Source organism: Pseudomonas sp. NFACC32-1 (genome assembly GCF_900101215.1).
In the GTDB taxonomy this organism is placed as follows: Bacteria; Pseudomonadota; Gammaproteobacteria; order Pseudomonadales; family Pseudomonadaceae; genus Aquipseudomonas.
On sequence record NZ_FMUL01000004.1, the window covers coordinates 220,518 to 240,006 of the forward strand.

The following is a 19,489-nucleotide window of genomic DNA, read 5'->3' on the forward strand; positions in this document are numbered from 1 at the left end:
GTTCAGTTCAGGCAATCGGCGTGTTGACGCAGGGTCTGCCGGGCGTAGTAGTTGAAGGCGGCCGCGTGGCGCTTGGGCCGGGAGATCCAGTCGTGGGCTTCGCGGCCCAGGTGAGGCAGGATCGGTTTCACCTCGCCGGCGGCCATGGCCAGCAATTGCAGCTTCGCGGCGCGTTCGATCAGTTGGGCGATGTTGCAGGCTTCTTCCACGGTGGCACCGGTGGACAACTGGCCGTGGTGGGAAAGCAGGATGGCGCGCTTGTTACCCAGGGCACCGGCGATCAACTCGCCTTCCTCGTTGCCCACCGGCACACCCGGCCAGCCCTCCAGGAAGGCGCAGTCGTCGTACAGCGGGCAGAGGTCCATGTGGGAAATCTGCAGCGGCACTTCCAGCATCGACAGCGCGGCGATGTGGGTCGGGTGGGTGTGAATGATGCAATTCACATCCGGCCGGGCGCGGTAGACCCAGGTGTGAAAGCGATTGGCCGGGTTGGGCATGCCATGGCCCTCCAACACCTCGAGGTCTTCATTGACCAGCAACAGGTTGCCAGCGGTGATTTCATCGAAGCCCAGGCCCAATTGCTGGGTGTAATAGGTGCCCGGTTGTGGCCCGCGCGCGGTAATCTGCCCCGCCAGCCCTGAGTCGTGACCGTTCTCGAACAGGATGCGGCAGGTCAGGGCCAGCTTTTGTCGTACAGTCCACGTATTATCCGGCAGTGTTTTCTGCATCTGGTTAACAGCATGCTGGACCAACTGGTCCTTGGGCGTCGCCAGTGTCTTGCTCATATCCGTTCTCCTGATTCGTTCTTTGACCGTTCTTGATCCGCGTCATGGAAGCTGTGAAAGGAAGGTGCTAATGACACTAAATAGACTATATGACACAAAGTGTCATTTGCAATCGCAGATTGTCCGTTTCTCTGGAAATGTTGGTTACCTATGTCCATTCGCTTGAAATTGCTCAGGAAAAAACTCGGCATGACACTGGACGTCCTGGCCGAAAAAACCGGGATGACCAAGAGCTACCTGTCCAAGGTGGAACGGGGCTTGAGCACGCCCTCCATCGCCACGGCGCTCAAGCTCGCCAAGGCCCTGAGCGTCAAAGTCGAGGAGCTGTTCTCCGAAGAAACCGTCTCCCTCGACAGCTACAGCCTGGTGCGCAGCGAAGACCGCCAATCCCTGGCGGCGAGCAGCGGCAGCTCCGAATACGCGGTATTGGCCCACCAAGTGTCCGAGCGCAGCCTGCTGCCCTTCATCCTCTATCCAGCGGCCGAATTCACCGCGCATCACGCGTTCAAGGAACACACCGGAGAGGAGTTCCTGTTCGTGCACGAGGGCCAGGTGGAAGTGGACTTCATGAACGAGCGCGTGCTGCTGAACCGTGGTGATGCGCTGCATTTCAATGCGCAGAAGCCTCATCGGTTGCGTTCGGTGGGGGATGTTCAGGCGCAGTTGCTGGTGGTGGTGCACAGCGATGAGTCGGCGGAGAAGGGCGAGGGCGACTAGTGGCTCCAATCGCAGGTAACCAACGTGGCGAGGGAGCTTGCTCCCGCTGGGCTGCGCAGCAGCCCCCTCCAATGACCGCCCCGCCACAAATCTTCCGACAGCCTCATTGAACGGCATCGAGCATCTGCTCGGGCCATCGAGTGGCGCCTGTCAGTAAAGACCGACAGACACCAGCGACGAAGGCCCGCCAAGCCACAGCGCCTTGCGCCTTTGCCTACAACTACGCCAGAATCCGCCGGCTTGTGCGCCTGGGGTTGCGTCGGTAGTTTTGGACCTGTCACTGATGGTCAGTGATCGGGTTTAGCAGCTCGCCGAGTTAAGTCGCACAACGCGTCATCAGACAGGAATCCCCATTCCTGCACTTGATGGTGGCTGTGCGCAGGGCGTCCTCGGACGCGCCGATTTCTTAACTCGTCGGTCTGCTAACCTGCGTACAGCTGCCTCCCAATTCGTTTAGCAGCGAACGGGTCGTGGCCTCAACCAGAGAGTTAAGACCATGGTCAAAGTTACACCGAATCCTCCAGTTACAGATACAGACGAACCTACATCCCGTGCCCAGTCTGCTCGCAACAAAAAGCTCGACGACGCGGCTACCCGTGCGTTGGATTACTACTTGAAGCCCAAGCCTAAGAGCGAAACGTCTGACAAGTCGGACTCCATTTTTCGGATTGATCCGGAGGTTGATTCTGAGTGTTTGCTTGCGAATCTCAGTGAGAATCTGGCTTCGGCTAATGCCATGATCAATGATTTGGCGTTTGATTTGGATGGTTCGAGGCGGCGGGTTGCGTTGGGGATTTTGCAGGTGATTGAGGTGAGTGAGCTGTTGGCGAATCGGGCGTTGGATATTGTTGAGGTGAGGTAGGACAACAGTATTACGTGCTGCCTGGATTGAAAAAAAGGTCTTGCCCCAGCAAGGCCTTTTTTTGTATCCGAGAGAGGCTTAGCGCCCCAGCAAACCCGAGGCCCCAAGAGGTCTGAATTCTCCATGCATGCGAGCTTTTCTCCTGCAAGCTAGCTGTGACAAATTTCCGCAGGGCAGCAGTGGCGTTTTGCTGCTATACCTCAGTCGGTCATATTCGGCGCGGTGCAGACAGGAGTTCAGGATGAAGATTCTTGCAGAGTTGGTCGCGGGGTTGATATTAACCATTCTTGTTTCGACAGTTGTGGCCATTACCGGGGCGGCATCACCGAGAGTTGGTGGAGGGGCTGGCGAGATTATTTTCTTCGTAACATGGATTCTTGCACTTGCAATAGCTGTCTCCGCCCCCACTGCTGGCAAGGCATGGCGTCGACTTTTGGTTACTTCGGGCATCGCTGCATTCATGCTCCCCTCGGCTGGTATTGTTTTTACTGGTAGCCATATAGCCATTAATGGCGCTCACTCAGGCTCGGAAACTGTTGGAACCGCGATTGGCGGCACCTTGGTGAGTGGCTTTCTAGGATTCGTTGGCTTCTTCCTAGGTGTGATCTTCCTCATCGCCGGTTTGTTGGTCGGTCGAGATAAACAGGTGATCTATGTTGAGTTACCAACATGCACTAGAATTAAAAAATCTGGTTTGAGTGAGCCATAAGTGGCGGCTAATAGTGGTTTTGTTTGATTAAGTTTGTAGTATTTATTTCTATTCATGGATTGATGTGATGAGAATTATTAAAATTGGTGTCAAAAATTTTAGGATGTTAACAGATGCTATTTTAGAAATGCGTCGTGATTTATCATTGCTGATAGGGCGAAATAATAGCGGTAAAACTTCTTTTTTGGTTCTTTTTGAACGATTTTACGAGCCTTCCATAAAGTTCACATTCGACGATTTTCCGATAGGCTTCCGGAAACAAATACTAGCAATACAGTATGGAGGGAAGGTCGATAATTTGGCAATCCAAATGACTCTCGAAATTGAATTCAATGGGGAGGATGATCTGAGGCAAATCTCAGATTTTATTCTCGACTTAGATGATGGTAATAATATAGTAAAGATACTTTTTGAATGTTCTATAGATGCTGAGCGGCTTGTCCGAGATCTTGAATTGGTAACTAGCTGCAAAGAGCGCTATATAAAAAAGAATTTGTATAAGTACTTGGTTAATAGAGTGTATGCGTTCTTGGAGGACGAAGATGTAACGAAAAATAGACAGGCTCTTGTGCAAAAAGACATAAGCTTGGTTCGAGCACTAATAAATTTTGAAATTATCCATGCACGAAGAGATGTTGCTAGTTCTGAAGGAGGGAAAAAAATTCTATCAAAGCTAACCACCCAGTATTTTAATAAGGCAAATGATGATCAAGAGCACTTCGATCCAATTAATGAGCTATTGATTGGGATGGATGAGGGGCTTGAAAAAAAGTACGAGGAATTTTTTAATCCATTTTTGGCCGGGGCAAAAAAATTTCTTGCTATTGACAATATTAAGGTTGTCTCTAATCTAGAGTCTAAAGAGGTGTTAGATAATTGTTCGCAAGTAGTGTATGGGGGGGATGGTAGCTTTCTACCCGAGACCTATAACGGGTTGGGTCATATGAATATTCTTTATTTGTTACTGGCTATCGAGATAAGGAAAGAGTCATTTAATAAGAGTAAGTGTCAAATAAATTTACTTTTTATTGAGGAGCCAGAGGCGCATACACATCCGCAAATTCAATATGTTTTTTCGACCAAAATAAAATCAATTTTGTCAGAGATCGATAATCTTCAGACGGTAATAACTACTCACTCATCACATATTGTATCTCAGTGTAACTTTGAAGATATAAGATATTTCAAAGTTTCCAATGGTGAAGTCGAGATTAAGAATTTCTATTCCGAGCTTGAGAGGAAATATGGTCGTGATACTGACTCTTTCAATTTCATAACGCAGTACCTAACTCTTAGTGCGTGTGAGCTGTTTTTTGCAAGTAAAGTAGTCTTTATAGAAGGGCTGACGGAAAGGGTTCTGTGGGATTATTTTGTAAGTCGTTTTGATGAGCTGCATGGCGCTGATGAATTGAAAGTTCCACTGTCTTCCCAGAATATTACAATCTTGGAAGCTGGGGCCAATGCAAAATCATTTAAACACTTTATAGAGTTTATCGGGATTAAAGCTCTTATCATAACTGATATTGATACTACCATTTACAAAGAAGGAGAGGGCGGCAGGAAAGGCGGGTATGTTGCTTGTTGTGTAAGCGAAGGCACTCACACGAGCAACGCAACCATAAGGCATTATCTAAACTCTCCGGATTTCACTGAGGTTGAAAAGTTTCAGGCATGGTTTGAGGATCTTAAAAATCACAGCCTGCAGGTAGCTGATTTTAGTCCGTTTATAGCCTATCAAAAAACTGAAAATGGGTATCATGGGCGAAGTTTTGAAGATGCATTTGTAAATATTAATTTGGATTTGATAAAAAATAACATAGAGCATTTGCAGGGATTGAAAAACGTAGACTTAATAAACGATGTGGGAACTCCTTATGAGCTTGTAGATAAGGTGTTGGAGAAAAAGTCGGCATTTGCCTCCTCGTTATTGTTTTTAGCACTGGCTAGTGAAACGGTTCAGTGGAAGACACCTTTATATATTGAGGAGGGGATAAAATGGTTGGCGAAATGAGTCCTATATCAGAAGTCCTTCACTGCGTTAATAGTGGTATCGACTTTGTATTGCAGGGGGGCGCGGGGAGCGGGAAGACTGAGTCTTTAAAAGTGGTTTTATCTCACATAACGGAAAAGTTTCCAGACCGATCAGCGGTCTGTATTACTCATACTAACCTGGCCTCAGAAGAAATTGCGAAGCGGGTCGGCGGTCAACATAAAATCTCCACAATTCATTCTTTTTTGAGTGGTTTAATAAAAAATTATACCTTAGATATACAATCCGTGATTTTTGAAATATTCAGAATACGAATGGTGCAGGAGTTTTTTATTCCTGAGGGCGACGCTGAGCATAAAAGATACAAGAAGGCATATGAAAAATTTGCTGACTCACTTTTTGCAATAAAAGGAGAGAAAATTTTAAAGTGTCCAGGGAAGCGTGTGTTCGATAAGGACTCTGTAAGCCATATCGAAGAGTTGAATGCGCAAATTAATGATTTTAATTTTTTTATACTCGGTCGAATAAAGGCAGTTCCGCATTATGAAATATTCTATAACGAGTCGCCCTTCAATCGCTTCGACGAGCTGAGCTTTGGCCATGATGGCTTGATAACGATATCATGTCTTCTTTTGAAAAAACCAAAGTTACTTCGTATTCTGTTTGATAAGTATGATTATATATTTATCGATGAGTATCAAGATACAAATCCTGGCGTAATCGAAGCTTTTGTCAATGCTGTGAAAAATAGGCCCGATAAGACGTTAGGACTTTTTGGAGATTCAATGCAGGGTATCTACGAAGATGGTGTTGGAGATGTCGAGAAATATATAGCGCGGAAAGATCTGCGTAAGATAAATAAGCCTGATAATTATCGTTGCTCAGCTCAGGTTGTCGAGTTTATTAATAAGCTCAGAATTGATGATTTAACTCAAGAGGTGGCTTTAAAAGTAATCGATGGGGTTGAGGAACTCCCTAGTGAGAGGCAGGGTACTGTTAAGCTCTACTATGCAATTTGCAATGATAGGCCCGGCCCATTTAGCGATGCGGCTATAAAAGCGGAATACTTTGAAAAGGTAAATCGACTAATAGAGGCCGCTTCGCAAGCTGAAAACCAGAAGACTCTTATTCTTACTAATAAGGCGATTTCCAGAAAGGCAGGCTTTGGTGTTTTGTTTGATGTGTTTAACGAACGATTCAGTATTTCAATAAATGATAGGCTGGAAGAGTATCTGGCTGCACTTCAGTACAGTGATGTTTGTCTCTTGATTAGTTTGTTTGAGTCAAAGAGGTATGATGAATTGTTAGGGTGTGTGAAGAAAGCTGGCTATTCAATTAATAATTTAGCCAAGAAGCAGGATTTGTCTGCGCGTATGCAAAGTTTATGTGCTGGTGAATGGAGTGCGGAAGAGTCGGTGATGTTTGCAATCGAAAGTAATCTTATTAAAGAGTCTGAATCTCGGCGTAGGATACTTGAACGGAAAGAAAAATTTTTAGATGAGGTGTCGAATGACGGCGAATATCAGCAATTTAAAGGTCTTTATGTTAGTGGCATAAAAAGCTATACCAAGGTTCTGGAATGCATGGAGGGTATAGATGAATATGAGTATGATCAGCTATTGAAAAAAGTCAAAGTAGAAAACTTTTATCATGATTTGATAGAAGGTGGTATGTCCATGCGTGAAGTAAATAACTATATGCGGTATCTTGATGAGGGGACGCCATTTATTACCATGCATAAAACAAAGGGTTCTGGAATTATGGATACCTTGGTTGTTGTGGAGGATTATTTTTGGAAAAGCTCGTATAATTTTGACGGTTTTTTTTCAAAGGAGAAATTTGACAGCTTTGATGTCGATGTGAAGAAGATACTTTATGTGGCCTGTTCAAGGACCATACGGAACTTGGCTTGTGTGAGAATGTTGTCGCAGGAGGAAAAAGATAATATTGATGAGTTTTTCGATGACGTAACAGAGGTCGTGCTCTGAAATTAAAAGATAGAGGTAATTTGTTTTTAGGGGGCGGCTTGATTGGTTTTATTTGTGTTCATTGACAATGAAGCCCCATTGTGCGGGGAAATAAAATAGGTTTTTCGAGGAAGTGGGACGGATTTATTTTCTTTGCGTGTCCAAATCCATAGTCACTACGGGCCCCACCCACACTAGCCACAACCCCAATTCACGCTTACCATCCCTCCACCTCGTATTACCGCGGCTGCTGAACCCGGTACTCACGAGGAAACAACCATGGAAAGAACCCGCTGCTGGAGACGCGCGCAATCCCGCAAGCACAATGGGCGCGAAGCGATTAGCCCGCAGGACTTCAAACCAGAAAAGAACTGGAAACTGATGTACACCCGTGCCGACAAGCTGCACCGGGCGCGTCAGCTCGGTATGAGCTATCCCATCCGCACCACCCGCCAACTGTTGGATCAAGAGTGACTAATCTCCTGTTCGTTTGCAGTCGTAACCAATGGCGCAGCCCTACCGGGGAGGCGATCTGGCGTCGACGTCCTGGCTTCAGCACTCGTTCGGCGGGCACTAGCCCGAACGCACGCAAGCCTATCGGCCCAGCGGATATCCGTTGGGCCGATGTCATTTTTGTGATGGAGCGCAAGCACGAGCACCGTCTACGGGCAGAGTACGCCCGGCTGCTTGAGCACAAGCAGCTGCATGTTCTGGATATTCCCGATGACTATCGCTTCATGGATCCTGAGCTGGTGGACATGCTTGAGCTGGCGGTGACGCCGTACCTGTGTATTTGAGCATTTAGGGCAATTTTCACGAGCCGCCTTTTCTTCAATGGCTAGGCGAAACGATCAGGCTCACAGGGAGCTCACCCGCAATCTCCGATAACTCCGTTTGCAATGCCACGGTGTTCTTAACAAGGCCGCGAGGGTCGTAAACGAAGAAAATGATTGCATGGCATTCGGGATGGGCACGATAGCGTGCGATATCCAGGATCAGCTCGTCGGCTAGCGATCTTGCGGTCATACCGTCGCGCGTCATCTTGAGTTCAATAAAGAGCCCATGTTCAGGCAGGAGGAAGTCTGCGCGGGTGCCGCCTGCTGCCATGCTCGGGGACGGCTCTTCAGGCTTTACATTATCAAACTGCAATCTTAGCAACGCGTTGACCAGAAACTGGACGTCGTATTCATCGTCAAGCTGAACTCCCTTTCGGCCGCGCGGGCGGTGTTCCAAGTCTTTCGCAAAACGGTGAAAACGCAGCAGCATGCGCTCGATGATCTGGTCGGCTCGCTCTTCGGTAACGGGGAGGGCGGGCATATCAAAGGAGAAATGCTCCTGGAGTATCTGTTCCTCAAACCTGCGCTGCGCTTTTGGTGGTCTTTGGAAAATGACGCAGGTTGCTATCCCAATCAAAAACAGTTCGATGGTCAGAAACATAACCAGATAGCCTGTGACGACTGTCACTTTGTACTGGCCATCAAGCTTGTATTTGTTGCCTCCTCCTTGCCTGGGCTCGTCTCGTGGTACCAACTGCAGGTTGAAAGTGACCGTTACGCCGCCAATTCGGTGAACGCCTTGTAAACCGCGCAGCGAGTCCAGGCCAATCTCGCCCCGGTTGTAGAGGTCGAGCAGAGCAAATATTTCCCGGGTTGCCTGTTGATACTCTTCGCTATTGATCACCTCAAGCACTGCGGGATTGGTAAGCCCCGAGTCCTCAAACCGCGGGGCTATCCAGGAGCAGTAGGTGAGGATGGGCATGAACACCAATATGGTGAAGCCGACCTTGGCGAACATGCGCCAGCGCCGGTTCTCCATCACTAACTCGCCCAGTGTGTCGTTTTCGCTACTTCTAAGAAAAAATGCAGAGATCCATTTCAGCAAAGCGTATTTCTCCAAGATGTTCGTTGCGCCAGGTCTTGCAGGTTTACTGGATATCTTTCAGGTAATCCCTAAGGGTTAGAAGCGGATCCCGAAGCTCCGCTATCGTCTGGGTAGCGCTGAAGTCAGTCGCCAACCGGCCCAGTTCCCGTCCCAAAGCGGTGTTGCTGCCCCCAAGTGCCTCCAGCGCCAAGTCCAAGCAGTGCTGCACTTTTGCCTGGATAGTTTGGATGTCTTCTCTGCGCACCAACAACCCAAACACCTCCCGCTCATAGTCCGCCATCAGGTGATCATCCCGCAAAATCGGACTATGCCCCTCCGTCTCATAAGCCAGCTTCAGCGAGTAAAGAGCGACCGTTTCCAGCAGCAATTCCATGGGGTGAATCCTTTGTCAGCGGGTGAGGAGGGGCGGTGGGTCAACTGGGCGTTGCAAGGTGGAGCATCGGTGGGGGCTGTGACATGTTTGTGAGCGCTTTGCGCTCAAGCGGGAGCAAGCTCCCTCGCCACGGGTTTCTTACTGGCCACAGATTCTTCCTTGCCACAGGTTTGGTGGTTGGGGCCGCTTCGCGACCCAGCGGGGATAAATCCCCTCGCCACAAATGGATCGGTGACTTTCCTGCAGACGAAAAAAAAGACCTTGAATTTCAAGGTCTTTCTTTAAAATGGTGCCCCGAGGGAGACTCGAACTCCCACTCCTTTCGAAAACGGATTTTGAATCCGCCGCGTCTACCAATTCCGCCATCAGGGCTCAATGGCGGCGAAGTATAGAGAGGTGCCTACCGTTGGTCAATCACGTTTCATGGTCAATTTTTGATAATTCCGCTAGACTTTCCGGCCCTGCTAGACGAACCCCATCATGCGTGTTGCTGACTTTACCTTCGACCTCCCTGATTCGCTGATCGCTCGCCACCCTCTGGCCGAGCGTCGCGCCAGTCGCCTGTTGACCCTGGACGGGGTCAGCGGTGCCATGGCTCACCGTCAATTCACTGATTTGCTTGAGCATTTGCGCCCGGGCGATTTGATGGTGTTCAACAATACCCGGGTGATTCCGGCACGGTTGTTTGGTCAGAAAGCCTCCGGCGGCAAGCTGGAGATTCTGGTGGAGCGGGTGCTGGACAGTCATCGTGTGCTGGCCCATGTGCGCTCCAGCAAGTCGCCCAAGCCCGGTTCGTCGATCCTCATCGACGGCGGCGGCGAGGCGGTGATGGTGGCGCGGCATGATGCGTTGTTCGAGCTGGAATTTGCCGAAGAGGTGTTGCCGCTGCTCGACCGTGTCGGGCACATGCCGTTGCCTCCTTATATAGACCGTCCCGATGAAGGCTCGGACCGCGAGCGTTATCAGACCGTGTACGCCGAGCGCCTGGGGGCGGTGGCGGCGCCGACGGCGGGGTTGCATTTCGATCAGCCATTGCTGGAGGCGATTGCCGCCAAGGGCGTGGAGACCGCGTTCGTGACGTTGCACGTTGGCGCTGGTACGTTCCAGCCGGTGCGGGTCGAGCGTATCGAAGACCACCACATGCACAACGAATGGCTGGAAGTGAGCCAGGAAGTGGTGGACGCCGTGGCGGCCTGCCGCGCGCGCGGTGGGCGGGTGGTGGCGGTGGGGACCACCAGCGTGCGGTCCCTGGAAAGCGCTGCTCGCGATGGTGTGCTCAAGCCGTTCAGTGGCGACACCGATATCTTCATCTACCCGGGCCGGCCGTTCCATGTGGTCGATGCCCTGGTCACCAACTTCCATCTGCCCGAATCCACGTTGTTGATGCTGGTTTCGGCGTTCGCCGGTTATCCCGAAACCATGGCCGCCTACAAGGCCGCCGTCGAGCATGGATACCGCTTTTTCAGCTACGGTGATGCGATGTTCATCACCCGTAACCCCGCGCCACGCGGACCCGAGGAAACAGTATGAGTCGCACCTGTCGCATGTCCTTCGAGTTGCTCGCCACCGATGGCAAGGCTCGTCGCGGTCGTCTGACCTTCCCCCGCGGTACCGTGGAAACCCCGGCGTTCATGCCGGTGGGCACCTACGGCACGGTCAAGGGCATGCTGCCACGGGACATCGAGGCGATTGGTGCGCAGATCATCCTGGGCAACACCTTCCACCTGTGGCTGCGCCCGGGCATGGAAGTGATCAAGGCCCACGGCGACCTGCACGATTTCATGCAGTGGAAAGGCCCGATCCTGACCGACTCCGGCGGTTTCCAGGTGTTCAGCCTGGGCGCGATGCGCAAGATCAAGGAGGAGGGCGTGACCTTCGCCTCTCCAGTGGACGGTTCCAAGGTGTTCATGGGCCCGGAAGAGTCGATGCAGGTGCAGCGCGACCTGGGCTCGGACATCGTGATGATCTTCGACGAATGCACGCCGTACCCGGCCGATGAAGACGTGGCGCGGGTGTCCATGGAGCTGTCGTTGCGCTGGGCCCAGCGTTCGAAGAACGCCCATGGCGACAACACGGCGGCACTGTTCGGCATCGTCCAGGGCGGTATGCACCAGGACCTGCGCATGCGCTCCCTCGAAGGCCTGGACAAGATCGGCTTCGACGGCCTGGCCATCGGCGGCCTGTCGGTGGGCGAGCCCAAGCACGAGATGATCAAGGTGCTGGATTACCTGCCGGGCCAGATGCCGGCTGACAAACCTCGTTACCTTATGGGCGTTGGCAAACCGGAAGATCTGGTTGAGGGTGTGCGCCGCGGGGTGGACATGTTCGATTGCGTGATGCCAACCCGTAATGCCCGCAATGGGCATCTGTTCATCGACACCGGCGTGCTGAAGATCCGTAACGCGTTTCATCGCCACGATGATTCGCCGCTGGATCCGACGTGCGATTGCTACACCTGCCAGAACTTCTCTCGCGCTTATCTGCATCATTTGGACAAGTGCGGCGAAATGCTCGGCAGTATGCTCAATACCATCCATAATTTGCGCCACTATCAGGTGCTTATGGCTGGTTTGCGCGAGGCTATCCAACAGGGTACATTGGCCGCCTTTGTCGAGGCCTTCTATGCCAAGCGCGGGTTGCCTGTTCCGCCTTTGGACTGAGTTTTCCGATCCTAAGATTCAATACTTGCAACTGGAGTGCTAAATGAGCTTTTTTATCTCTAACGCCATGGCCGATGCCGCTGCACCTGCAGCTGCGCCTATGGGTGGCGGTTTCGAGTGGATTTTCCTGGTCGGCTTCCTGGTGATTTTCTACCTGATGATCTGGCGTCCACAGGCCAAGCGCGCCAAAGAGCAGAAGAACCTGCTCAGCAGCCTGCAGAAAGGCGATGAAGTGGTGACCACCGGTGGTATCGCCGGCAAGATCACCAAAGTGGCCGACGACTTCGTGGTTCTGGAAGTGTCCGACACTGTTGAAATGAAGTTCCAGAAGGGCGCCATCGCGGCCACGCTGCCAAAAGGCACGCTGAAAGCGATCTAAGTAACAACTTCTCTTCAATCGACGGGGCGCGCAAGGCGCCCCGCGTCATAAGCGGGCGGCGTGATGCTGAACAAATACCCTCTGTGGAAATACGTACTGATCCTGGCGGTGCTGGCGGTCGGTGTGATTTATTCCGCTCCCAATCTTTACCCGGATGACCCGGCCATTCAGGTCAGTGGCGCCAGCACGGCGTTGCAGGTCACCCAGGCCGATCTGGACCGTGCGAGCGCAGCGCTCAAGGCGTCCAATATCGAGGTCAAGGCTGCGTCCATCGCCGAAAACGGCAAGGGCGGCCTGTTGCGCCTGGTCAAGGCTGAGGACCAACTGCCGGCCAAGGACGTGGTGCGCAAGGCGCTGGGCGACGAATACGTCGTGGCCCTGAACCTGGCCCAGACCACTCCGCAATGGCTGCGCAAGCTTGGCGCGCACCCCATGAAGCTGGGTCTGGACTTGTCCGGTGGTGTGCACTTCCTGCTGGAAGTGGACATGGAAAAAGCCCTCGACGCGCGAATGAAAGTCTACGAAGGCGACGTCAAGAGCCTGCTGCGCAAGGAGCGCGTGCGCTATCGCAGCCTGCCGCAGCTCGACGGTGCCATCCAGCTGGGCTTCAGCGATGAAGATGCCCGCGAGCAGGCCCGTGCGCTGATCCGCAAGAATTTCAACGACTTCGACATCGTACCGGCCGACCTCAACGGTCAGGCGGTGCTGCGTCTGGCGATGACCCCGGCCAAGCTGGCGGAAATCCGCGAATACTCCATCAAGCAGAACCTGACCACGGTGCGCAACCGGGTCAACGAGCTGGGCGTGGCCGAGCCGATCGTGCAGCGCCAGGGCGCCAACCGCATCGTGGTCGAGCTGCCAGGCGTGCAGGACACCGCCGAAGCCAAGCGTATCCTCGGCAAGACCGCCAACCTGGAGTTCCGCCTCGCCGCCGAGCCGGGCGCGTCCAAGGCCACCTCCGAGAGCTTCGAGTTCCGTGAGGGCGGCCGCCCGGCGGCACAGATCGAGCGCAGCCTGATCATCACCGGTGACCAGGTTACCGATGCCCAGGCGAGTTTCGACGAGCAGGGTCGCCCGCAGGTGAACATCCGCCTCGACGGCCACGGCGGCGAACTGATGAGCCGCGCCACGCGCAGCAACGTCGGTCGCAGCATGGCGGTGATCTTCATCGAGCAGAAGCCGATCACCACCTATACCAGGCAAGTGGTCGACGGCGTCGAGAAAGACGTCGCGGTGCAAGCCTTCAAGGAAGAGAAGAAAATCATCAGCCTGGCGACCATCCAGTCGCCGCTGGGCAGTCAGTTCCGTATCACCGGCCTGAACGGCCAGGGCGAGTCCTCGGAACTGGCCCTGCTGCTGCGTGCCGGTGGCCTGGCCGCGCCGATGTACTTCGCTGAAGAGCGTACCATCGGCCCGAGCCTGGGTGCCGACAACATCACCAAGGGTATCGATGCATCCCTGTGGGGCATGCTGTTCGTCTCGCTGTTCATCATCGCCATCTACCGCTTCTTCGGCCTGATCGCCACGGTTGCACTGGCGGTGAACATGGTGTTGCTGCTGGCCCTGATGTCGCTGCTGGGGGCTACGCTGACCCTGCCGGGTATCGCCGGTATCGTGCTGACCATGGGCATGGCGGTGGACGCCAACGTGCTGATCTTCTCGCGGATACGTGAAGAGATCGCCGCGGGCATGTCGATCCAGCGTGCAATCAACGAAGGCTTCGGCCGGGCATTCACCGCGATTCTCGACTCCAACCTGACCACCTTGCTGGTCGGCGGGATTCTCTTTGCCATGGGCACCGGCCCGGTAAAAGGCTTCGCAGTGACCATGTCCCTCGGGATCTTTACCTCGATGTTCACGGCCATCATGGTGACCCGCGCAATGGTCAACCTGATCTTTGGCGGACGTGACTTCAAGAAGTTGTGGATTTAAGGGGCTGCCATGTTACGTACAATCAACTTCATGGGCGTTCGCAACGTTGCGTTCGGCGTCACACTGTTCCTTACGGTCCTGGCGTTGTTCAGCTGGGCCACCAAGGGCCTGAACTACGGCCTGGACTTCACTGGCGGTACGCTCATCGAGCTGACCTACGAGCGTCCGGCCGACGTGACCAAGGTGCGCGAGCAACTGGCGACATCGGGCTACGGTGAAGCGGTCGTCCAGAGTTTTGGTGCCACCACCGACCTGTTGGTGCGTATGCCGGGCGAAGACCCGCAGCTGGGCCACCAGGTTGCCGAGGCCTTGCAGAAGGCAGGCGGCGACAACCCGGCCCAGGTCAAGCGTGTCGAGTTCGTCGGTCCGCAGGTCGGTGAAGAGCTGCGCGACCAGGGCGGCCTCGGCATGCTGATGGCGCTGGGCGGCGTGCTGCTCTACCTGGCCTTCCGCTTCCAGTGGAAGTTCGCGGTGGGCGCGATTGTCTCGCTGATCCACGACGTGATCGTGACCGTGGGTATCCTGTCGTTCTTCCAGATCACCTTCGACCTGACGGTGCTGGCGGCGGTGCTGGCGATCATCGGTTACTCCCTCAACGACACCATCGTGGTCTTCGACCGGGTGCGTGAAAACTTCCGTGTGCTGCGCAAGGCGTCCTTGATCGAGAACATCAATATCTCGACCACCCAGACGCTGCTGCGGACCATGGCGACCTCGATCTCCACCTTGCTGGCGATTGCTGCGCTGCTGTTCTTTGGTGGCGACAACCTGTTCGGTTTCTCCATTGCCCTGTTCATTGGCGTGATGGCGGGTACCTACTCGTCGATCTACATCGCCAACGTGGTGCTGATCTGGCTGAACCTGAATACCGAGGACCTGATTCCGCCCGCGGCCACCGAAACGGAAGTGGACGACCGTCCATAAGGCTTCGCCCCGTCCGTCACCGCTCAAAAGGCGCGAGTTGAACTCGCGCCTTTTTTTGTGCTCCAAGGCTGGGAGAAGCGCGGGTTAATCCCGCTTGTGATGGTCAGGAGGTTCAAGTGAACAAATCGATGCTGGTTGGTGCGGTATTGGGTGCTGTCGGTGTTACTGCCGGTGGTGCGGTCGCCACCTACAGCTTGGTAAAAAGTGGCCCTGAGTATGCGCAAGTATTGGCCGTGGAACCGGTCAAGACCCAGATCAAGACCCCGCGTGAAGTGTGCAAGGATGTCACCGTGACCCGGCAGAGGCCGGTCCAGGATCAACACCAGATCGCCGGTACCGTCCTGGGTGCCGTGGCCGGCGGCCTGTTGGGTAACCAGATCGGCGGCGGCACCGGCAAGAAGATCGCCACCGTGGCAGGTGCGGCCGGTGGTGGTTATGCCGGTAACAAGATTCAGGAAGGCATGCAGGAGCGCGACACCTACACCACCACCCAGACGCGCTGCAACACCGTCAACGACATCAGCGACAAGGTGGTCGGCTACGACGTTCGCTACGTGCTCGACGGCAAGGAAGGCAAGGTCCGCATGGATCGTGATCCGGGCAACCAGATCCCGGTGAACAAGGAAGGCCAACTGATCCTGGGGCAGAACGAACCAGCCCAGTGATCCAACCGCTACAAAAAAGCACCCTTCGGGGTGCTTTTTTGTGCCCGTGATCCACGACTCACGCCAACCCCTTGTGGGAGCGAGCTTGCTCGCGATTGCAGTGGGTCAGTCTGCATCCGTGTTCTGGGTGACATCCATTGTGGTGGGGGGATTTATCCCCGCCTGGGCTGCGTAGCAGCCCCCTCCACAAGCAGCCGATTCAATTGCCTGACATACCGGGTTGCCAGCATTTAGGGCCGCTTCGCGTGCCAGCGGGGATAAATCCCCTCGCCGCAAAGGGAGTTGCTTGCATGGGCAGGTTCTGGCAGGCATAAAAAAAGCACCCCGAAAGGTGCTTTTTCTATAGCCGGGCTGCTTAGCGCTTCAGCGAAGCCGGCAGATGTGGCTGGATAGCAGTGAGCACAGCCTTGAAGCATTTGGTATTGCCGGCAACGATATGGCCTTTTTCAAGGAAATCGTGGCCGCCGGTGAAATCACTCACCAGGCCGCCTGCTTCCTGGATCAGCAGGGCGCCTGCCGCCATGTCCCACTCGGACAGGCCCGACTCCCAGAACGCATCGAAACGGCCGGCAGCCACATAAGCCAGGTCCAGGCTCGCGGCACCGGCGCGGCGGATGCCGGCGGTCTGGCCGACCAGGGCGCGGAACATGCCCAGGTAGTTGTCCAGGTTGTCCATCTGGTCATCGCGGAACGGGAAGCCGGTACCCAGCAGGGCGCCGTCCAGGCTGGTGCGGCCGCTGACGCGCAGGCGCCGACCGTTCAACTGGGCGCCACGGCCACGGCTGGCGGTGAATTCTTCCTGGCGAACCGGATCCAGCACGACGGCGTGTTCCAGGCGGCCACGGTATTTGCAGGCGATGCTGACAGCGAAATGAGGAATGCCACGCAGGAAGTTGGTGGTGCCGTCCAGCGGATCGATGATCCACAGGTACTCTTCACCCTCGATGCCGGTACCGGCGTGCATGCCAGTCTCTTCACCCATGATCGAGTGGTTCGGGTAAGCCTTGCGCAGGGCGTCGACGATTTTCTGTTCGGCGGCGCGGTCCACCTCGGACACATAGTCCTTGGCGTCTTTTTCATCGACCTTGATGGTATCCAGGCGCTCGATGGAGCGGAAGATCAGTTCACTGGCGCTGCGGGCGGCGCGCAGCGCGATATTCAGCATGGGCTGCATGGATGTGTCACCTAAGGTTGTTAAAGAAAGCCGCGCATTCTATCAGAAACTTTTCCGAGGAGAAGGTTGGCGTTCGCTTTCATAGCTTAACGGTAGGTGCTTAGGTAAGATTTGCTCCCTTTATCGTGTTCGAGAGCGCCTCCCTTGTTGCAGAACATTCGTGTCGTCCTGGTCAATACCAGCCATCCGGGAAACATCGGCGGGGCTGCGCGGGCCATGAAGAACATGGGCCTGTCGCGCCTGGTGCTGGTCGAGCCTCGCTCGTTTCCGCACCATGAAGCCGATGCCCGGGCGTCCGGCGCCGGTGACATCCTGGCCAGTGCCCAGGTCGTCGCCACCCTGGAGGATGCCCTGGTGGGTTGCAGCCTGGTGCTGGGCACCAGCGCCCGTGATCGCCGTATCCCATGGCCGCTGCTCGACCCCCGCGAGTGCGGGACAAAAGTGGTCGAGGAGGCCGCGCAGGGCGTCGAGATCGCCCTGGTGTTCGGCCGCGAAGATTCCGGCCTGACCAACGAAGAGCTGCAGCGATGTCATTTCCACGTGCATATCCCTTCCGACCCCGGGTTCAGCTCCCTGAACCTCGGGGCGGCGGTGCAGGTGTTGAGTTATGAAGTGCGCATGGCCTGGCTGGCCGCCGAAGGCAAGCCAAGCAAGGTCGAAAAATTCGAGGCGACGTCGCCGCGCAGTGAGACACTGGCGACCATGGATGAGCTGGAGCGATTCTATGAACACCTGGAGCAGACCCTGGTGGATATCGAATTCCTCGACCCGGAAAAGCCGCGGCACTTGATGGCGCGCCTGCGTCGGTTGTACGGACGAAGCTCGGTCAGCCGAGCGGAGATGAATATATTGCGCGGCATCCTCACGGAAACCCAGAAAGCGGCCCGTGGCGAGCTGATTAAGCGGAAGGAATAAAATGTTCGATCGTTTGCGTGAAGATATCCAAAGCGTTTTCCATCGTGACCCGGCGGCGCGCAACGCCTTTGAAGTGCTGACCTGCTACCCGGGAATGCACGCGATCTGGATCCACCGCCTGTCCGGCGCGTTGTGGAACATGGGCTGGAAGTGGCTGGCGCGGCTGGTCTCGAACTTCGGTCGCTGGCTCACCGGCATCGAGATTCATCCGGGCGCCAAGGTCGGTCGCCGGTTCTTCATCGACCACGGCATGGGCATCGTCATTGGCGAGACCGCCGAGATCGGCGACGACGTGACGCTGTACCAGGGTGTCACCCTGGGCGGCACCAGCTGGAACAAGGGCAAGCGCCACCCGACCCTGGGCGATGGCGTGGTGGTGGGTGCCGGTGCCAAGGTGCTGGGGCCGTTCACTGTGGGCGCGGGGGCGAAGGTCGGCTCCAATGCCGTGGTGACCAAGGCGGTGCCGCCTGGTGCCACCGTGGTGGGGATCCCGGGGCGGATCATCGTCAAAACCGATGACGAGCAGGATGCTCGCCGCAAGGCCATGGCCGAGAAGATCGGCTTCGATGCCTACGGTGTCGGCGAAGACATGCCCGACCCGGTGGCCCGCGCCATCAATCAACTGCTCGATCACCTGCAGGCCGTCGATGGGCGCCTGGAGGGGATGTGCGGCGCCCTGAAGGACCTGGGCAGTAATTACTGTGCCAAGGACCTGCCTGAGCTGCGCGAAGAAGATTTCGCCTGCGTGAAGGACAAGGACGAAACCCGGGCCAGCTAAAGCCGGCTGGTCTCATTGCGAGCAAGCTCGTTTCCACAGGGGGGGCTGTGGTGTGCACTCATTGTGCATCCACCGAAGCCCTCCCTGATGGGAGCGAGCTTGTTCGCGATAAACCACAACGCGGTATCGCTGGTCGCCACCGGCCGGCCTTTGCTATCATGCGCGCGCTCTTTCGCGGGTAAACCTGAGTAACCTACTAGGTCTTATACTTGACTTAAACACTCGGGAATTGCATACTCGCCCCCATTCCGAACTCCGTGGTAATTGTCCATGCGACTGACTACAAAAGGCCGATACGCCGTGACCGCGATGCTGGACCTGGCATTGCATGCGCAGCACGGGCCGGTGTCCCTGGCCGATATCTCCGAGCGCCAGGGCATTTCCCTGTCCTATCTTGAACAACTGTTCGCCAAGCTGCGCCGCAGCAACCTGGTTTCCAGCGTGCGTGGTCCCGGTGGCGGTTATCAACTGTCGCGTGACATGCAGGGCATCCAGGTCGCCCAGGTGATCGACGCCGTGAACGAATCGGTCGATGCGACCAAATGCCAGGGGCTGGGCGATTGCCATGGCGGCGATACTTGCCTGACCCACCATCTGTGGTGCGACCTGAGCCTGCAGATCCACGAATTTCTGAGCGGTATCAGCTTGGCTGACCTTGTCACCCGCCGTGAGGTGCAGGAAGTAGCCCAGCGTCAGGACCAGCGCCGTTGCAATGGCAAGGCGCCGCACCTGGACAAGATTGAAGCGTCCGCCGTCGAATGACTGCCGCAGAGCAAGC

20 protein-coding genes and 1 tRNA gene are annotated in these 19,489 nt (G+C 55.0%); 16 read left to right on the forward strand and 5 right to left on the reverse strand.

The window, feature by feature from the left end; translation table 11 throughout:
* Positions 1–2: 2 nt before the first annotated feature.
* Positions 3–785, reverse strand: coding sequence for an aldolase (locus tag BLP99_RS08970; protein ID WP_092180193.1), 783 nt, complete (start codon positions 783–785; stop codon positions 3–5).
* A 150-nt stretch (positions 786–935) separates the two neighbouring features.
* Between BLP99_RS08970 and BLP99_RS08975 the strand changes: the two genes are divergently transcribed.
* From BLP99_RS08975 to BLP99_RS09005, 7 genes are all read left to right on the forward strand, one after another.
* Complete coding sequence (locus BLP99_RS08975) at positions 936–1,502, forward strand: helix-turn-helix domain-containing protein (RefSeq protein WP_092180195.1); 567 nt, start codon at positions 936–938, stop codon at positions 1,500–1,502.
* Between the two features lie 496 nt (positions 1,503–1,998).
* A complete protein-coding gene (locus BLP99_RS08980; RefSeq protein ID WP_092180197.1) occupies positions 1,999–2,364 on the forward strand; it encodes a DUF6124 family protein in 366 nt (121 codons plus the stop codon).
* 241 nt (positions 2,365–2,605) lie between these two features.
* Entirely contained in the window at positions 2,606–3,073 is a 468-nt protein-coding gene (locus BLP99_RS08985) for a hypothetical protein (RefSeq protein ID WP_092180199.1), read from the forward strand.
* 67 nt (positions 3,074–3,140) lie between these two features.
* Positions 3,141–5,084: an ATP-dependent nuclease gene (locus tag BLP99_RS08990; RefSeq protein WP_092180201.1), complete on the forward strand. Its 1,944-nt coding sequence runs from the start codon at positions 3,141–3,143 to the stop codon at positions 5,082–5,084.
* Complete coding sequence (locus BLP99_RS08995) at positions 5,069–7,051, forward strand: UvrD-helicase domain-containing protein (RefSeq protein WP_092180203.1); 1,983 nt, start codon at positions 5,069–5,071, stop codon at positions 7,049–7,051. The genes BLP99_RS08990 and BLP99_RS08995 overlap by 16 nt, the downstream gene beginning before the upstream one ends.
* A gap of 258 nt (positions 7,052–7,309) precedes the next feature.
* Positions 7,310–7,504 (forward strand): hypothetical protein, encoded by a 195-nt coding sequence (locus tag BLP99_RS09000; RefSeq protein ID WP_092180205.1) that lies wholly within the window; start codon positions 7,310–7,312, stop codon positions 7,502–7,504.
* The gene (locus tag BLP99_RS09005) at positions 7,501–7,827 is read left to right on the forward strand and encodes a low molecular weight protein tyrosine phosphatase family protein (protein ID WP_092180207.1); all 327 of its coding nucleotides are present in this window, start codon (positions 7,501–7,503) and stop codon (positions 7,825–7,827) included. Before BLP99_RS09000 ends, BLP99_RS09005 begins: the two co-directional genes overlap by 4 nt.
* 34 nt (positions 7,828–7,861) lie before the next feature.
* Here the strand turns inward: BLP99_RS09005 and BLP99_RS26620 are convergent, their stop codons facing one another.
* The 3 genes from BLP99_RS26620 to BLP99_RS09020 all read right to left on the reverse strand — a co-directional run bounded on the left by BLP99_RS26620 (position 7,862) and on the right by BLP99_RS09020 (position 9,656).
* Positions 7,862–8,926 carry a PD-(D/E)XK nuclease domain-containing protein gene (locus BLP99_RS26620; protein WP_092180209.1) on the reverse strand — a complete coding sequence of 355 codons (1,065 nt, stop codon included), beginning with the start codon at positions 8,924–8,926 and terminating at the stop codon, positions 7,862–7,864.
* A 28-nt stretch (positions 8,927–8,954) separates the two neighbouring features.
* Entirely contained in the window at positions 8,955–9,284 is a 330-nt protein-coding gene (locus BLP99_RS09015; protein ID WP_092180211.1) for a hypothetical protein, read from the reverse strand.
* A gap of 287 nt (positions 9,285–9,571) precedes the next feature.
* Positions 9,572–9,656: transfer RNA gene (locus BLP99_RS09020), tRNA-Leu, on the reverse strand.
* 108 nt (positions 9,657–9,764) lie between these two features.
* Here BLP99_RS09020 and queA point away from each other — a divergent pair.
* From queA to BLP99_RS09050, 6 genes are all read left to right on the forward strand, one after another.
* A complete protein-coding gene (queA, locus tag BLP99_RS09025) occupies positions 9,765–10,814 on the forward strand; it encodes a tRNA preQ1(34) S-adenosylmethionine ribosyltransferase-isomerase QueA (protein WP_072388184.1) in 1,050 nt (349 codons plus the stop codon).
* Between the two features lie 14 nt (positions 10,815–10,828).
* Positions 10,829–11,944: a tRNA guanosine(34) transglycosylase Tgt gene (gene tgt / locus BLP99_RS09030; protein ID WP_165887911.1), complete on the forward strand. Its 1,116-nt coding sequence runs from the start codon at positions 10,829–10,831 to the stop codon at positions 11,942–11,944.
* 43 nt (positions 11,945–11,987) lie between these two features.
* On the forward strand, positions 11,988–12,323 hold the full coding sequence (yajC, locus tag BLP99_RS09035) for a preprotein translocase subunit YajC (protein WP_007956696.1): 336 nt from the start codon (positions 11,988–11,990) through the stop codon (positions 12,321–12,323).
* Positions 12,324–12,386: 63 nt separating this feature from the next.
* Complete coding sequence (secD, locus tag BLP99_RS09040) at positions 12,387–14,255, forward strand: protein translocase subunit SecD (RefSeq protein WP_072388180.1); 1,869 nt, start codon at positions 12,387–12,389, stop codon at positions 14,253–14,255.
* Positions 14,256–14,264: 9 nt separating this feature from the next.
* Entirely contained in the window at positions 14,265–15,179 is a 915-nt protein-coding gene (gene secF, locus BLP99_RS09045; RefSeq protein WP_072388178.1) for a protein translocase subunit SecF, read from the forward strand.
* A 116-nt stretch (positions 15,180–15,295) separates the two neighbouring features.
* Positions 15,296–15,844, forward strand: coding sequence for a glycine zipper 2TM domain-containing protein (locus BLP99_RS09050; protein WP_072388176.1), 549 nt, complete (start codon positions 15,296–15,298; stop codon positions 15,842–15,844).
* Positions 15,845–16,199: 355 nt separating this feature from the next.
* Here BLP99_RS09050 and suhB read toward each other — a convergent pair whose 3' ends face one another.
* The gene (gene suhB, locus BLP99_RS09055; protein ID WP_072388174.1) at positions 16,200–17,018 is read right to left on the reverse strand and encodes a type III secretion system regulator SuhB; all 819 of its coding nucleotides are present in this window, start codon (positions 17,016–17,018) and stop codon (positions 16,200–16,202) included.
* A 144-nt stretch (positions 17,019–17,162) separates the two neighbouring features.
* On the opposite strand from suhB, the gene trmJ reads away from it, so the two are divergent.
* The 3 genes from trmJ (at position 17,163) to iscR (ending at position 19,473) form a co-directional block, all read left to right on the forward strand.
* Complete coding sequence (gene trmJ, locus BLP99_RS09060; protein ID WP_072388172.1) at positions 17,163–17,933, forward strand: tRNA (cytosine(32)/uridine(32)-2'-O)-methyltransferase TrmJ; 771 nt, start codon at positions 17,163–17,165, stop codon at positions 17,931–17,933.
* Between the two features lies 1 nt (position 17,934).
* On the forward strand, positions 17,935–18,711 hold the full coding sequence (gene cysE / locus BLP99_RS09065) for a serine O-acetyltransferase (RefSeq protein ID WP_072388170.1): 777 nt from the start codon (positions 17,935–17,937) through the stop codon (positions 18,709–18,711).
* 270 nt (positions 18,712–18,981) lie between these two features.
* Positions 18,982–19,473, forward strand: a complete 492-nt coding sequence (iscR, locus tag BLP99_RS09070; RefSeq protein WP_024777044.1) for a Fe-S cluster assembly transcriptional regulator IscR — start codon at positions 18,982–18,984, stop codon at positions 19,471–19,473.
* Positions 19,474–19,489 lie beyond the last annotated feature (16 nt).

Bases quoted from the DNA above. Each gene is read 5' to 3' on its own strand.
- BLP99_RS08970 (WP_092180193.1), bottom strand. From the start codon at position 785: ATGAGCAAGACACTGGCGACGCCCAAGGACCAGTTGGTCCAGCATGCT.
- BLP99_RS08975 (WP_092180195.1), top strand. From the start codon at position 936: ATGTCCATTCGCTTGAAATTGCTCAGGAAAAAACTCGGCATGACACTG.
- BLP99_RS08980 (WP_092180197.1), top strand. From the start codon at position 1,999: ATGGTCAAAGTTACACCGAATCCTCCAGTTACAGATACAGACGAACCT.
- BLP99_RS08985 (WP_092180199.1), top strand. From the start codon at position 2,606: ATGAAGATTCTTGCAGAGTTGGTCGCGGGGTTGATATTAACCATTCTT.
- BLP99_RS08990 (WP_092180201.1), top strand. From the start codon at position 3,141: ATGAGAATTATTAAAATTGGTGTCAAAAATTTTAGGATGTTAACAGAT.
- BLP99_RS08995 (WP_092180203.1), top strand. From the start codon at position 5,069: ATGGTTGGCGAAATGAGTCCTATATCAGAAGTCCTTCACTGCGTTAAT.
- BLP99_RS09000 (WP_092180205.1), top strand. From the start codon at position 7,310: ATGGAAAGAACCCGCTGCTGGAGACGCGCGCAATCCCGCAAGCACAAT.
- BLP99_RS09015 (WP_092180211.1), bottom strand. From the start codon at position 9,284: ATGGAATTGCTGCTGGAAACGGTCGCTCTTTACTCGCTGAAGCTGGCT.
- queA (WP_072388184.1), top strand. From the start codon at position 9,765: ATGCGTGTTGCTGACTTTACCTTCGACCTCCCTGATTCGCTGATCGCT.
- tgt (WP_165887911.1), top strand. From the start codon at position 10,829: ATGTCCTTCGAGTTGCTCGCCACCGATGGCAAGGCTCGTCGCGGTCGT.
- yajC (WP_007956696.1), top strand. From the start codon at position 11,988: ATGAGCTTTTTTATCTCTAACGCCATGGCCGATGCCGCTGCACCTGCA.
- secD (WP_072388180.1), top strand. From the start codon at position 12,387: ATGCTGAACAAATACCCTCTGTGGAAATACGTACTGATCCTGGCGGTG.
- secF (WP_072388178.1), top strand. From the start codon at position 14,265: ATGTTACGTACAATCAACTTCATGGGCGTTCGCAACGTTGCGTTCGGC.
- suhB (WP_072388174.1), bottom strand. From the start codon at position 17,018: ATGCAGCCCATGCTGAATATCGCGCTGCGCGCCGCCCGCAGCGCCAGT.
- cysE (WP_072388170.1), top strand. From the start codon at position 17,935: ATGTTCGATCGTTTGCGTGAAGATATCCAAAGCGTTTTCCATCGTGAC.
- iscR (WP_024777044.1), top strand. From the start codon at position 18,982: ATGCGACTGACTACAAAAGGCCGATACGCCGTGACCGCGATGCTGGAC.